The following is a 14,118-nucleotide window of genomic DNA, read 5'->3' as shown; positions in this document are numbered from 1 at the left end:
GCGTGGCGCCCTCGAAGGCACCCCGGCGGGCGCCGCCCAAGCGGCAACGGACGCGGACCGGGGCGCCCCTCACGTCAGCGTGATGATGGCCGAGACGCTCGAGGGCCTCGCGCCGCGCCCGGGCGCCTGGTACGTGGACGGCACGTTCGGCGCCGGCGGTCACTCGCGTCTCCTCCTGAGCCGCGGCGCCAACGTCGTGGCCATCGACCAGGACCCGACGGCGCTGACGCACGTGACGTCGCTCGAGCGCGAGGGGCTGCCGGGCGAGCTGCGCTTCCAGCTCGGCAACTTCCGCGACGTGGAGCGCCTCGTGGCCGCGGCGGGGGTGAGCGAGGTGCGGGGCGTCCTCCTCGATCTCGGCGTCTCCTCGATGCAACTCGACGAGGAGGGGCGCGGCTTCGCGTTCCGCAAGGACGGCCCCCTCGACATGCGCATGAGCGAGGCGGGCGTCAGCGCCGAGGACGTCGTCAACGACTACTCGCTCGAGGACCTCGCGGCCATCATCTTCCGTTACGGCGAGGAGCGCCATAGCCGGCGGGTGGCGCGCCGCATCGTGGAGGCGCGCGCCGCCGGCCGCATCACCACGACGGCGCGACTGGCCGAGGTCGTCAGCTCCGCCTACCCCACCGGCCCACGGCGCGAACACCCGGCGCGGCGCACGTTCCAGGCCCTGCGCATCCACGTCAACGACGAGCTCGGTGCCCTGCAGGAGGGCCTCGAGGGCTCGGCCAGGCTGCTCGTCCCCGGCGGTCGTCTCGTGGTCCTCTCCTACCACTCGCTCGAGGACCGCATCGTCAAGCAGTTCCTCAAGGACTCGCCGCGGCTCGCGCCGCTCCACAAGCGTCCCCTCGAGGCCGGGCCCGACGAGGTGGCCCGCAACCCGCGCGCGCGCAGCGCCAAGCTGCGCGTCGGGGAACGGGTGGAGGGGTGAACGTCAGCCTGCCCGCCCCCTTCCGGTTGGCGCTCCCCGCCTACCTCGTCCTGCTCCTCCTGCTCGCGCTCCTCGGGGCGAGCAACCAGGCACTGCTGCACCGGCAGGCCGACCTGATGGACCTCAAGACCGACCTGACCTCGAGCGTGGCGCAGGCGCGCCAGGCCGCCAACGTGGTCCAGGGCCCGGCCGCGGTGGCGGCGTGGGCGCGCTCCGCCGGCTTCGTCCCCGTCCCCGAAGGGGGCGCCGCCGTGCTGGCGGCGCGCGACACCGCCACCCTCCCACCACTCCCCGCTCCCTCACTGGAGGTTCGAACGGCATGGCGCTGACCACCCCGGGTAGCCGCGGCGTCGCGGGCTACCACTTCCCGGACGGTGCGAACCGTCGCGCTGCTCCGCCCTCGCGTCGGCCGGATGCGTCCGGCCGACAGGACGCCACCCGCCCGGCGCCCCCGGAGCCGTTGCGCTTCCGGCGGTCTTGGCTCCTCCTCCCGCTCACCCTACTGCCGCTCGCCGCCGCCGTCGTTGGGTTCTCGCTGCAGCAGCGCGGCTTCACCGCCCTCCCGCCGCTGCCGGTCGAGAGCGCCACGCGCGGGCGCGTGCTTGCCACGGACGGCACGGTGCTCGCCGAGGGGCCGGCGCTGGAGCGGCGCTACCCGCAGGGGCCGCTCGCGGCGCCGGTGCTGGGATTCACCGGGGCGTTGCAGCCGGACGGCCGCTACGGGCTCGAGGGGGTCGAGTACTCCCTCGACGCGGCCCTCGCGGCCGGCCACGACGTGACGCTGACGCTGGATCCCGTGCTGCAGGCCGCCACCGAGGCCCACCTGGCCGCGGCCGCCACGGAGCACGGCGCGGAGAGCGGCGCCGCCGTGGTGCTCGAGGTCGGCACGGGCCGCGTGCTCGCCTCGGCCAGCTACCCGAGCTTCGACGCCAACGCCTGGCAGCAGGCCGACCGCAAGCAGATGCTCAACCGCCCCTTCCAGCAGGTGTACGAGCCCGGCTCCGTCATCAAGCCCCTGGTCGTCGCCGGGCTCCTGCAGTCCGGCCTGCTCTCCCCGGGCGAGCTGGTCGAGGCGCCGATGACGTTGCGGGTAGGCACCAAGACCTTCCGCGACGTGGCGCGCCACGACGCCCTCCTGAGCGTCCCCGACGTCCTGGCGTTCTCGAGCAACTCTGCCATGATCAACCTGGGCGCCCGCTTCGAGCCGGCCCAGCTCCACGAGTGGCTGTGGCGCTTCGGCCTCGGCCACGAACTCGATCAGACAAGCGTGTCGAGCCGCACCGGCATCCTCAACCCGTGGGCGCGCTGGGTCCCGCAGGACCAGGCCTCCAACAGCATCGGACAGAACCTGTCCGTCACGCCGCTCCAGGTCGCCGCCGCCTACGGCGTCTTCGCCCAGGACGGCGTCTACGTGCCGCCGCGGCTGGTGGAGGGCGAGCGCCTTCCCGCGCCGCACCGCGTCCTGGCCCCCGAGGTCGCGCAGGGCATCCGGACGATGCTCGGACACGTGATGGACACGGGCGGGCTGCGCCAGGCGCGCATCCCGGGCGTGAGCACGGGCGGCAAGACGGGCACGGCCGACGTCTACGACCCGGAGCTTGGAACCTACCCCGCCGGCGACTACGCCTTGACGTTCGCGGGGATGTTCCCGCTCGAGAAGCCCGAGGTCGTGGTGGTCGTGATGCTGATGAAGCCGGAGGGCACGAGCACCAGCACGTACGTGGCGGCCCCCATCTTCCGGGCGGTGGGCAGCGAGGTCGTGGCGCACTGGGGCGTGGCGCCCACGACCGACGCGCTGGCCGCCCTCCCTTAGGCTCGTGGCCTCGCGCCGAGGCCGTCCCGCGCCCGCGGTGCCCCGCTACAGCGCCTGCTCATGTCACGCATGATGTGTAAGATAGTCAACATGTGGGAGTTGCGTCGATGACCCTGTTGAGCGTTCGCGCGCTGGTGCGCCTGCTGAACACGGTCGAGCCCGTCGCCGACCTCCCCGACGCCACCGGCGTGGCGTTCGACAGCCGCGCCGTCCGACCCGGCGACGCCTTCTTCGCCCTCCCGGGCGCGACCGCGCACGGCCTCACCTTCGCCGACGACGCGCTCGCCAGGGGCGCAGCCCTCGTGGTGGCCGACCGCCCCCACCGCCGAGGCCTACTGGTCGACGACGCCAGGGCGGCGCTGCTCGCGCTCGGTCGCGCCGCCCGCGACCGGCTGACGGGACCTGTCGTGGCCGTGACGGGCTCGGTCGGCAAGACGAGCACGAAAGCCATGCTCGCCGCCGCGCTGGCCGCCCGCTCCACCCCCGGCAACCTCAACACCCACTACGCCCTCGCCAAGGTGCTCGTCGATGCCGCGCTCGAAGACGAGCGCGGGACCGGCCCCGGCGCGCCGGGGCCCGGCGCGCCGCTCGTCCTGGAACTCGGCGTCGACCGGCCCGGCGAGATGGCAGAGCTGGTCGAGCTCACGCGGCCCGACCACGCCGTCCTGACGCACGTCGCCGCCAGTCACTTGAGCGCCCTCGGCGACGTCGCCGGGGTGGCGCGCGAGAAGACCCTCCTCCTCGACCGCACGCCCGGCCGCCTCGTGGTCGGGGCGGGCGCGGCGCGCCACCTGCGCGAGGAGACGCTCGCGCGCAGCGTGGTGGTGACGGTCGCGCTCGCGGCGGCGGCTGGACCGGCGGCCGGGCCGCCCGCCCACCACCCGGGCGCCCTCGCCACCCTGGCGGGCGCGGCCCGCCCGCGCGGCCAGGGCGCGGAGCTCACCTGGTCGCTGGCGCCCCGACCCGACGGAGGCGGGACGCCGCCGGGGCGGCCATCCGGCGCCCGACACGAGCAGGCGGCGCGTCCCACGGGCGCCGGCGCCTTGCCGGGCCGCGTCACGTTGCCGTGGCCCGGCGCCGGCATGGCCGCCAACGCGCTGGCGGCGATCGCCATGGCCGAGCTCCTCGGCACCGCCCCCGAGGCGGCGGCGCGGCGCGTCGCCGGCGCGCGCCTCGAACCCGGCCGGCTCGAGCGCCTCGCGCTCGCCGGCCTCACGGTGATCGACGACAGCTACAACTCGAACCCCGCCTCCCTCGCCGAGGCCGTGGCCGTCCTGCGCGCCTGCCCCCCGCCCCGCGCCGCGTTCCTCGCGGACATGCTCGAACTCGGCGCCGCCGAGCGCTCCGCCCACCTGGCGGCCGGCGAGCTGACGCGAGACCTCGACCTCGTCGTCGCCGTCGGGCCGGCGAGCAGGGCCATCACGGAGACGAACCCGCGCGCCGTCCACGTCGCCGACGCGGCCGCGGCCGCGCGTCACCTGGCGAGCGTCCCGCGCGGCGCCACGGTCCTGATCAAGGGCTCGCGGTCCATGCGGATGGAGGCCCTCGTCGCCGAGGTGACGCGCCGCGCCGCGGACGGCGCCTGGAGCGTCCCGCCGCTGCCGGAGGGAGCGCCGTGCTGAGCCTCGTGGCGGCGGCCGCCGCGAGCCTGGTCCTGACCGGCACGTTCGTGCAGGTGGCCCGCCGGCTGGGATGGGGCAAGGCCATCAGGGCGCAGGGCCCCGAATCGCACCTCGGCAAGGCCGGCACCCCCACCATGGGCGGCGTCGCCTTCCTCCTGGCCGCCGTCGGCGCCTGGGCGCTCTTCGGCGGCGTCGCCCGCCCCGAGGCCGCCCTGGCGGCGCTGGTCATCGGTTCGGGCCTGCTCGGCCTCTACGACGACACCCTCAGCCTGGCGCGCAAGCGCGAGGCGGCCGCGGGGGCCGAGCCAACGGCAGGCGGCCTCGGGGCGCGTTACCGCCTCGTCGTGCAGGGCGCCATGGCGCTGGGCTTCGCCTGGTGGGCGGTGAGCGCCGGGCACGCGCTCCTCGGCAGCGCCTGGCTCGACGTCGCCGCCTACGCGCTCGTGATCGTCGGCGCCATCAACGCCTTCAACTTCACCGACGGCGTCGACGGCCTCGCCGCCGGCGTCACGGCCATCATCCTGCTCTTCTTCCTGGCATCGCCGTTCGCCGCCGCGCTGCTCGGCGCCCTCCTCGGGTTCCTCTGGTACAACGGCCACCCGGCCCGGGTGTTCATGGGCGGCGTGGGTTCCGAGGCCCTCGGCGCGGCGGTGGCCGGCCTCGCCATCCTCGACGGCACCGTGTGGTACCTGCCGCTCGTGGCGCTCGTCCCCGTCCTGGAGGTCCTGTCCGTGATCGTCCAGGTCGGCTACTTCCGCCTCACCGGCGGCAAGCGCCTCCTGCGCATGAGCCCGCTCCACCACCACTTCGAGCTGAGCGGCTGGAGCGAGACGCGCGTCGCGACGCGCTTCTGCCTGGTCACGGCGCTCTGCGTCGCGCTGGCGCTGGCGTTCGCGCGCGGGGCACCGTGAGCGCTCGCGCGCGGGAGACGCTCGTCTACGGCCTCGGCCGCTCCGGGCTCGCCGCCCTCGAGCGCCTCACCGCCGACGGCCACGCCGTCGCCTTCTTCGAGCGGCGCGCGGACGGACCCGACGTCGACGCCGCGCTCGCCCGCGGGGCGCGCCGAGCCGCTGCCCCCGGCACGGACGCCACCCCCTACGCGCTCTGCATCGCCGCACCCGGAGTGCCCATCGACCACCCCGACCTCCGGGCGCTGCGCGCCGCCGGCACCGAGGTGATAGGTGAGGTCGAGTGGGTCTGGCGCACGACGCCGGGCGTCTACATCGGCGTCAGCGGCACGGCCGGCAAGGGCAGCGTCACGAGGTGGACGACGGACACGCTCGCCGCCGCGGGCATGGACGCCGTCGCTGGCGGCAACATCGTCCCGGCGCTCGCGGCCGTCGCCCGGCCGGGCGCCCTGCACGTGGTGGAGATGTCGTCCTTCCAACTCGAACGCTGCCCCACCTTCAGGCCAGACGTCGCCGTCCTCCTCAACCTCGGCGAGGACCACATCGACCGGCACGGCAGCGTGACCGCCTACCACGCCGCCAAGCGCAACCTGATAGCCAACCTGGGCGCTAGCAGCACCTTCGTCGTCAACGACGACGACGCCATCTTGCGCACCTGGGCCGACGACGCGGCGGCGCGGGGCGTCGCCGTGCGCCGCTTCTCGCTGCGCCACGAGGCCCACGGCTACCGCAACCTGGGTGGGCGCCTCGTGCTCGACGGCACGCCCCTGCTCGGCGCCGACGAGCTCCACGTCCAGGGCGACCACCAAGTGGCCAACGCCCTCGCCGTGGCGCTCGCCTGCACCGCCGTCGGCGCCGACCCGACCGCCGTGGCCGCCGGGCTGCGCGCCTTCACCGGCCTGCCGGGGCGCTACGCCCCCGCCGGGCGCGTAGGCGACATCCGCTTCGTGGAGGACTCGATCGCCACCCGCCCCCTGGCCGTGGCCGCCGCCATCGCGGCCACACCGGGACCGCTCGTGTGGCTGGCCGGCGGGCAGGGCAAGGGCGCCGACGTCTCCGGCCTCAAGGAGCTGGTGGCCGAGCGCGTCGACCTGCTGGTGGCGTTCGGCGCCAGCGCCCAGGAGTTCGTCGCGGCATTCGGCGACGTCGTGCCCACCGTGACGGTCGCCGAGCGGGGCGGACGCGCCGCCATGCGCGCCGCCGTCGGCGCCGCCGTGGCGCACCTGCGTGCCAACCGCGGCGGCGCCGGCCGGGTGCTGCTCGCGCCGCTCGCCGCCTCCTTCGACCAGTTCGTCGACTACGTCGACCGCGCCGCCGCCTACCGGGAGGCCGTCGCGCGGCTCGGCGCCACCGGGGAGCGAGACGGTGACTGACCGGCTGCTCGTGAGCATCCAGGTGACGCTCGGGGTCCTAGGCGTCGTGGGGGTGGCCGCAGCCGCGCCCGGCCTCGCCCTCGAGCAGGCGCTGCGCCTCGCCGCCGCGCTCCTCGTCAGCCTCGCCGTCGGGCGCCTGCGCGCCCGCCACGTCGTCAAGCTCTCCCCGTACGCCTTCGTCACCCTCCTCGTGGCCCTGGTCCTCGTCCTGTTCATCGGCGTGTCGCCGGCCGGCAGCGAGAGCAAGCGCTGGCTCCTCATCGGGGCCGTGAGCGTGCAACCGTCCGAGCTCATGAAGGTGGCCGTCGTCGCCTACCTCGCCGCCTTCTTCCACAACCACAACGGCAACTGGGAGATATGGCGTCCGATGCTTGTCATCGGCCTCACCGCCGGGCTGATCGTCATCGAACCCGACGTCAGCACCGCCGGCTTCGTGTTCGTGCTCGCCGTGGCGGTCATGATCGCCGCCGGCGCCACCCTCGGCCGCGTGCTCGCCATCATGTTCACCGCCTCCGTGACCGCGGCGCTGCTCGCCGGAACGGTGCTGAGCCAGTTCAGCTACATCGGCGAGCGCATGGTCGGCTACTTCGACCGCTGGGGGACCCAGTCACAGGCCGCCGACCTCTCCTACCAGGCGCTGCGCGCCCTCCAGGCCATCGGCCGCGGGGGCGTGCTCGGCGTCGGCGCCGGCCGACGCGTGCCCGTGCCCGAGGCAGACACGGACTTCGTGGCCGTCTCCATCGCGCACTCGCTCGGCTTCGTGGGGGTGCTCACGCTCATCCTGCTCTACGCGCTCCTCGCCTGGCACGGCTTCGGCATCGCCCGGCGCGTGACCGGCCCCGCCGCCCTGCTCGCCGCCGGCGCCACCGCCTACGTCTGCGGCCAGGCGGGGATCAACCTCCTCGTGGCGTCGGGCATGTTCCCCGTGACCGGCATGCCGCTGCCGGGGGTCAGCTACGGCCTCAACTCGCAGCTGTCCGTCGCCGTGGCCTTCGGCTTCCTGCTGCTGGCCGGTCGCCAGGCCGCCGAGACCGTAGCCGCGCCGCAGGTCGACCGTCCCGCCACCGCCGTGAGGGGCGCCTCGAGACCGTGACCCGCTCGCCGCGCCTCCTCCTCGCCACCGGCGGCACCGGTGGGCACGTCTACCCCGCCCTCGCCGTGGCGCGCGAGGCGACGAGCCGCGGCGCCACCGTGACCGTGCTCGGCGGCGCCGGGGGCATGGAGGAGCGCCTCTGCGCCGAGGCCGGCGTGCCCTTCCTCGGGGTGAGCACCGGCAAGTGGGACCGTCACCGCCCCGACCCGCGCCAGGCGCTCCGCGCCCTGGGCGGACTGTGGGCCGCGCGGCGCCTCGCCCGCGAGTACGCCCCCGACCTGGTCGTCGGGTTCGGCGGGTTCGCTTCCCTACCCGGCTGCGCCGCCGCGCGCCTCCTCGGCGTCCCACTCGTGCTGCACGAGGGCAACGCCTTCCCGAGCCGCGTGAACCGCTGGTTCGCGGGCTCGAGCCGCCTGTTCGTGTCGGCGCAGCCCGAGGCGCTCGCCCACGTGCGCGCGCCAAGGACCCTCGTCGTGCCGTTCCCGGTGCGCGAGGAGCGCGTCCCGCGAGAAGCCGCCCGCGCCGCCCTCGGGCTGCCGCGGGACGCCGTGGTCACGCTGGTCATGGGCGGCTCCCAGGGCTCGCTCACCCTCAACCGGGCGGTACCCGCCGCCTACCTCGCCCTGCCGGCGCCGACGGACCCGGCGCGGCCCCACGTGGTGCTGCACTCGACGGGGCCGCGCTGGCTCGCCGAGGTCGAGGGCGCGCTGGCCGGCACCGAGGCCCGGGCCGCGGCAGACGCGCGGTACTTCGCCCGGCCCTACCTCGACGCCGCCACGGCCTGGTCGGCCGCCGACCTGGCCATCACCCGCGCCGGCGTCGGCACGCTGTCGGAGGCCGCCTTCCACGGCGTGCCGACCCTGATGGTGCCCCTGCCGAGCGCGGCGGAGGACCACCAGCGCCACAACGCCCGCGCGGTCGCGGCGGCCGGCGCGGGCGTGATGCTCGAGGAGGACGACCTGGGGCGGCTGGCGCAGGTGTGGGCAGGGGCGCTCGAGCCGACCTGGCGGGCCCAGGCGGCCGCCGCCGCCGCGGCGCGCACGCCGGCAGGGGCGGCGCGTCGTATCGTTGGCGCCGTGTTGGAGTTGGTGAGCTAGCTGATGGAAGCACGCGACATGACGACGACGACCCGGCCCGACCTCAGCGACGTGCCGGGCGGCCACATCCACTTCATGGGGATCGGCGGGGTCAGCATGGCGGCCCTCGCCCGCTGGTGCCACGCCGAGGGGTTCGTCGTGAGCGGCTGCGACCAGGTGGGCGGCGCGGCGCTCGACGACCTGGACGCCCTCGGCATCGCGACGAGCACCGGCCACGACGCCCGGCACGCCGCGAGCGCCGACGTGCTCGTCCACAGCATGGCCGTGCCGTTCGACCACCCCGAGCTGGCGGCCGCTCGCGCGGCCGGCGTGCGCGTCATGCGCCGCATCGCCCTCCTCGGCGAGCTGTTCGCCCGCCGCCAGGCGGTCGCCGTCACCGGCACGCACGGCAAGAGCACGACGACCGCCATGGTCGCCACCATGCTCCTGGCCCTCGACGCGGACACCTCCGTCCAGCTCGGGGCGTCGCTGCCGAGCATCGGCGGCAGCATGCGTTACGGCCGCGGGCCGTGGCTCGCCGCGGAGGTGGACGAATCCGACCCGGGCTTCGCCGACCTCGCCGCCCGCGTGGCCGTGATCACGAACCTCGACGACGACCACGTGGCGGGCGAGTACGACGAGCGCCGCAACTACCACGCGTCGGTGGAGGACCTGCGCGACGCGGCGCGCCGATTCGCGTTGGCCAGCGAACGCCTCGTCTACTGCCACGACTGGCCGGGGCTCCCCGAGCTGGTGGCGGGCCACCCCGCCGCGCGCTCCTACGGGGTCGACGCGGGCGCCGACTACCGCATCGACGACGTGCGGCTCGCCGCCGCCGGCAGCACCTTCACCCTGACAGGCCCGGGCCTGACGTCCTGCGCCGTCACGCTGGCCGTGCCCGGGAAGCACAACGTGCTCAACGCGGCGGCGGCCGTGGCGGCGGTCCACGCCGCCGGCCTCGACCCGCGACCGGCGCTACCCGCCCTGGCCGCCTTCCACGGCGTCGGGCGGCGCTGGCAGTCGTACGGCGAGCTGAACGGCGCCCTCGTCATCGACGACTACGCGCACCACCCCACCGAGGTGGCCGCCACCTTGCAGGCGGCGCGCGCCACGGGGCGCCGCGTGCGCGCCGTGCTGCAGCCGCACCGCTGGGTGCGCACGGCCAGGCAGTGGCCCGCCCTCGCGGCGGCGGCGGCGCTCGCCGACGAGGTGCTCGTCCTCGCCGTTTACGGTGCGGGCGAACGGCCGATCGCCGGCGTGTCGCCCGAGCTCATCGCGGAGCGCATCCGCTCCCTCGGGGTGAGCGCCCGCGTGTTCGACCTCGCTGAGGTGGAGGGCTACCTGGCGGAAACGGCCGCCCCCGGCGACCTGCTGATCACCCTGGGGGCGGGTGACGTGTGGCGCGTCGCCGCCGCGCTCGGCGCCCGGGCGGCGGCCAAGGCCGGGGCCGGGAGCGAGTCGCTGCCCGGCGCGCACGCCACACCAGGGGCCTGAGGGGTGCCGGCGGTGACGACGCGGACGGGCGGCGCGCGCGGAGGCGCCAGGGTGCGCACCCTCGACCTGCGTGACCTCACGACCCTGCAGGTCGGCGGGAGCGCCGAGCTGTGGGAGGTGGAGGACGACGCCGGCCTGCGCGAGGCGACCGCCGCGCCGTACCTCGTGCTGGGCTCGGGCGCCAACGTGCTGGTGGCCGACGCAGGCGTCGACGAGCGCGTCGTGCGGCTGGGGCGCAGCTACAACACCATGGCCACGTTCGGGCAGAGGGCGGACGCCTGGGTGGGGGCCGCCACTCCCCTGCCCGGGCTCGTGCGACGCGCGCAGCGCGCGGGGCTATCCGGCCTCGAGGGCCTCTCGGGCGTGCCAGCCGTGCTGGGCGGCGCCGTGGCCATGAACGCCGGCACGCGCTTCGGCGAGATGGCCGACGCGCTTGTCGAGGTCGAGCTGTTCGTGGACGGCGCGCGCGAGGTGGTTCCGGCCGCCTCCCTCGGCTTCGCCTACCGGCACGCCTCGCTGCCGCCGGGCGCCATCGTGACGGGCGCCAGGCTGCGCCTCGTGGCCTCCACGCCTGAGCGCGTGGCGGAGCGCATGCTGGTGGTGGACGCCGCCCGCGCGGGCCAACCCAAGGTGAAGTCGGCCGGGTGCGCCTTCAAGAACCCCGCGGGTGAGTCGGCCGGGCGCCTCATCGACCTTGCCGGCCTCAAGGGCGCGCGCGTGGGGAACGCCATGGTGGCGCACGAGCACGGCAACTTCATCGTCAACCTGGGCGGCGCCACCGCCGCGGACATGCGGGCGCTGCTGGCGCTCGTCCAGGCGCGCGTGCGGCCGCCGCTCGAGCTGGAGTGGCGCCTCTGGGGCTTCTGAGGTGCGTCGCCTGCTCGTCGCCACGCTCGTGGCCCTGGGCGCCGCGCTCGTCGTCAGCCGCTTCGCGCCCCGCGTCGAGCACGTGACGGTCGCCGGGCAGGTTCATCACGACGCCGCGGCCATCATGCGCCTCGCCGACGTGGCCGTCGGCGACCCGTTCCTGTGGGTGACGGCGGGGCGCGTGCGCGGCCTCGCGGCCGACCCGTGGGTGCTGCAGGCGCTGGTGGTCAGGCAGTGGCCCGACAGGGTGGCCATCACCGTCCGGGAACGCTTCCCCGCGCTGACCAGCGGCGCGACCACCTGGGCCGACGATGGTACAGTCCTTGTCGGCGCGACCCCGGCCGAGACGGCTGGGCTACCACTGCTCGAGGGCTGGGGGCCGGAGCGCGTCACGGAGGCTCTCGCCCTCCTGAGGCTGCTGCGGCCGTTTGGTGTCAGGGTGATAAGCTACTCGCCGGAAGGGTTCGACATCGAGTTGAACGGCACACGGCTTTTCACGCCAAGCGCTGAGGCTCTGCGCGAGCACTGGTCGGCATTCGTCAGCCACCGTGGGGGCCGCATGGCGGTCTACCCTTGGGGAGTGAGCAAGGCACATGAGTGACGAACACATCATCGTCGGGCTCGATATCGGCACCACCAAGATCTGCACCGTCATCGGCGAGGTCGCGTCCGACGGGGTGCTCGACATCATCGGCGAGGGCACGGTGCCTTCCGACGGCCTGCGCAAGGGGGTCGTCGTCAACCTGGAGCGCACCATCGCGGCCGTGCGCCAGTCGGTGGCAGCCGCCCAGCGCGTCGCCGGCGTCGAGGTCCACTCCGCCTGGGTCGGGGTGGCGGGCAGCCACCTGAAGGCGCTCACCAGTCACGGCATGACGGCCATACGGCGCGGCTACGACGTCACCCGCTCCGACGTCGACCGCACCATCGAGAACGCCCGCGCGGTGCCGCTCGAAGCGAACATGGAGATCCTCCACGTGATCCCGCAGGAGTACGTGGTCGACGGCAACGACGGCATCAAGGACCCGCTCGGCATGTCCGGCGTGCGCCTCGAGGTCGACGTGCACATCGTCGCCGGCGCCCAGGGACCCCTGCAGAACCTGCGGCGGTGCGCCACCGACGCGGGCATCGGCGTCGACGGCATGGTCGTGCAGGCGCTCGCCTCCGGACTGGCCGTGCTGAACCGCGGCGAGCAGGAGCTCACGACCCTCCTGATCGACGTCGGCGGCGGCACGACCGACGTGGGCGTGTTCCGCCGCGGCACCCTGGCGCATTCCGCCGTCATCCCGCTGGGTGGCGACCACATCACGCAGGACATCAGCCAGCTGCTGCGCATCCCGCCGGACGAAGCAGAGCGCGTCAAGCGCCGCTACGGCGTTGCCCTGCCCGAGCTGGCCGACCGCGACGTGGAGCTGGAGGTCGCCAACCCCAGCTACACCGCCACCATCTCGACCTTCGAGCTGGCGCAGGTCATCAGGCCGCGCGTCGTGGAGATCCTCGACATGGTCAGGCGCGACATCGAACAGCGCATGGGCGCCCTCGAGCTGCTGGCGGGCAACGTGGTCATAACCGGCGGCGCGGCCCTGATGCCGGGGGTGGAGCAGGTGGCCAACGACCGCTTCCGCCTGCCCGTCCGCATCGGCAAGCCCGACGGCGTCTCCGGCCTGGCCGACGTGGTCGCCAGCCCGGCCCACGCCACGGCGGTGGGGTTGGTACGTTACGGCATGGCGCAGGGTCCCGTGGTCGTCCCGTCCACGCGCCGCCCGGTGGCCGACGACGCCGAGGGCCTCTTCGGCAGGATCCGCAGGGTACTGAAGGACTTCTTCTAAGGTGGCAGGGGAAAGGTGGACGAGGTGATGAGCAACGTCGACAACGCGGTCATCCGGGTGATCGGCTTGGGTGGCGGGGGGAACAACGCGGTCAACCGCATGATCGAGACGGGCCTGAGGGGCGTGGAGTTCGTGGCCGCGAACACCGACGCGCAGGTGTTGGCCACCTCGCTGGCCGACGTCCGCATCCAGATGGGCGACCACCTCACCAAGGGTCTGGGGGCCGGCGCCAACCCGGAGGTCGGCGAGAAGGCCGCCCTCGAGGACCGCGACCGCATCGCGGAGGCGCTGCGCGGCTCCGACCTGGTGTTCATCACGGCCGGCATGGGCGGCGGCACCGGGACGGGCAGCGCGCCGATCGTGGCCGAGGTCGCCCGCGAGCTGGGCGCCCTCGCCATCGCCGTCGTGACCTCCCCCTTCCAGATGGAGGGCCCGCGGCGCATGGCGCAGGCGCAGGAGGGCCTGCGGCGGCTAGAGGACAAGGTCGACGCCCTCATCGTGGTGGAGAACCAGCGCCTCATGACGGCGCTCGACCGCAAGACCACGCTGCAGGACGCGTTCCGCGTGGCCGACCGCGTGCTCTACCACGGCGTGCGTGGCATCAGCGACGTCATCAACGTGCCCGGCCTGATCAACGTCGACTTCGCCGACGTCAAGGCGCTCCTGCAGGGTGCCGGCACGGTCCTGATGGGCATCGGGGCCGGTCGCGGCGAGAACCTCGCCGACGAGGCGGCCGAGTCGGCCACCCACTCCCCGCTGCTGGCGCGCGGCGTCGAGGGGGCCCGCAACCTGCTCATCAACATCACCGGGTCGCACGGCCTCACGCTGCACGACGCCACCGACATCGTGGAGAAGATCTCGGAGGCCACCGAGATCGATCAACCCAACGTCCTGTTCGGCGTCACCAGCGACGAGGACGCCGGGGACGAGGTGCGCGTCACGGTGATCGCGGCCGGCTTCGACCAGGCGCCGCAGACGCGCGTGTTGCGCCCAACCCACCTGCGTGGCGGCCTTTCCGGCGGCGCCGGCAAGGCTTACGACCCCAGCAACTACGACATCCCGGCGTTCCTGCGCTACAACCCCGACGCGACCGAGAACTGAGCCGCCGCGAGACG

At 74.7% G+C, this 14,118-nt stretch carries 13 protein-coding genes; all 13 read left to right on the top strand.

Features of this window, described 5'->3' with window-relative positions; translation table 11 throughout:
* The first annotated feature begins 82 nt into the window (after positions 1–82).
* Positions 83–931 carry a 16S rRNA (cytosine(1402)-N(4))-methyltransferase RsmH gene (gene rsmH, locus H3C53_05740; GenBank protein ID MBW7916171.1) on the top strand — a complete coding sequence of 283 codons (849 nt, stop codon included), beginning with the start codon at positions 83–85 and terminating at the stop codon, positions 929–931.
* Complete coding sequence (locus tag H3C53_05735; GenBank protein MBW7916170.1) at positions 928–1,260, top strand: hypothetical protein; 333 nt, start codon at positions 928–930, stop codon at positions 1,258–1,260. Before rsmH ends, H3C53_05735 begins: the two co-directional genes overlap by 4 nt.
* A gap of 131 nt (positions 1,261–1,391) precedes the next feature.
* Positions 1,392–2,744, top strand: coding sequence for a penicillin-binding protein 2 (locus H3C53_05730; protein MBW7916169.1), 1,353 nt, complete (start codon positions 1,392–1,394; stop codon positions 2,742–2,744).
* 107 nt (positions 2,745–2,851) lie between these two features.
* A complete protein-coding gene (locus H3C53_05725; protein ID MBW7916168.1) occupies positions 2,852–4,366 on the top strand; it encodes a hypothetical protein in 1,515 nt (504 codons plus the stop codon).
* The gene (locus H3C53_05720) at positions 4,363–5,277 is read left to right on the top strand and encodes a phospho-N-acetylmuramoyl-pentapeptide-transferase (protein MBW7916167.1); all 915 of its coding nucleotides are present in this window, start codon (positions 4,363–4,365) and stop codon (positions 5,275–5,277) included. Before H3C53_05725 ends, H3C53_05720 begins: the two co-directional genes overlap by 4 nt.
* Complete coding sequence (gene murD, locus H3C53_05715; GenBank protein MBW7916166.1) at positions 5,274–6,647, top strand: UDP-N-acetylmuramoyl-L-alanine--D-glutamate ligase; 1,374 nt, start codon at positions 5,274–5,276, stop codon at positions 6,645–6,647. Before H3C53_05720 ends, murD begins: the two co-directional genes overlap by 4 nt.
* Complete coding sequence (locus tag H3C53_05710; GenBank protein ID MBW7916165.1) at positions 6,640–7,740, top strand: FtsW/RodA/SpoVE family cell cycle protein; 1,101 nt, start codon at positions 6,640–6,642, stop codon at positions 7,738–7,740. Before murD ends, H3C53_05710 begins: the two co-directional genes overlap by 8 nt.
* Positions 7,737–8,837, top strand: coding sequence for a UDP-N-acetylglucosamine--N-acetylmuramyl-(pentapeptide) pyrophosphoryl-undecaprenol N-acetylglucosamine transferase (locus H3C53_05705; protein MBW7916164.1), 1,101 nt, complete (start codon positions 7,737–7,739; stop codon positions 8,835–8,837). Before H3C53_05710 ends, H3C53_05705 begins: the two co-directional genes overlap by 4 nt.
* An 18-nt stretch (positions 8,838–8,855) precedes the next feature.
* A complete protein-coding gene (gene murC / locus H3C53_05700) occupies positions 8,856–10,310 on the top strand; it encodes a UDP-N-acetylmuramate--L-alanine ligase (protein ID MBW7916163.1) in 1,455 nt (484 codons plus the stop codon).
* Positions 10,311–10,322: 12 nt separating this feature from the next.
* Positions 10,323–11,177: a UDP-N-acetylmuramate dehydrogenase gene (locus H3C53_05695; GenBank protein ID MBW7916162.1), complete on the top strand. Its 855-nt coding sequence runs from the start codon at positions 10,323–10,325 to the stop codon at positions 11,175–11,177.
* 1 nt (position 11,178) lies between these two features.
* Complete coding sequence (locus tag H3C53_05690; protein ID MBW7916161.1) at positions 11,179–11,778, top strand: FtsQ-type POTRA domain-containing protein; 600 nt, start codon at positions 11,179–11,181, stop codon at positions 11,776–11,778.
* Positions 11,771–13,003 (top strand): cell division protein FtsA, encoded by a 1,233-nt coding sequence (gene ftsA / locus H3C53_05685; GenBank protein MBW7916160.1) that lies wholly within the window; start codon positions 11,771–11,773, stop codon positions 13,001–13,003. The genes H3C53_05690 and ftsA overlap by 8 nt, the downstream gene beginning before the upstream one ends.
* A 27-nt stretch (positions 13,004–13,030) precedes the next feature.
* A complete protein-coding gene (gene ftsZ, locus H3C53_05680; protein ID MBW7916159.1) occupies positions 13,031–14,104 on the top strand; it encodes a cell division protein FtsZ in 1,074 nt (357 codons plus the stop codon).
* Positions 14,105–14,118 lie beyond the last annotated feature (14 nt).

The sequence above is a fragment of the Trueperaceae bacterium genome, from assembly GCA_019454765.1.
Classification (GTDB): domain Bacteria; phylum Deinococcota; class Deinococci; order Deinococcales; family Trueperaceae; genus JAAYYF01.
This window is presented reverse-complemented; position numbering and strand designations above follow the sequence as displayed.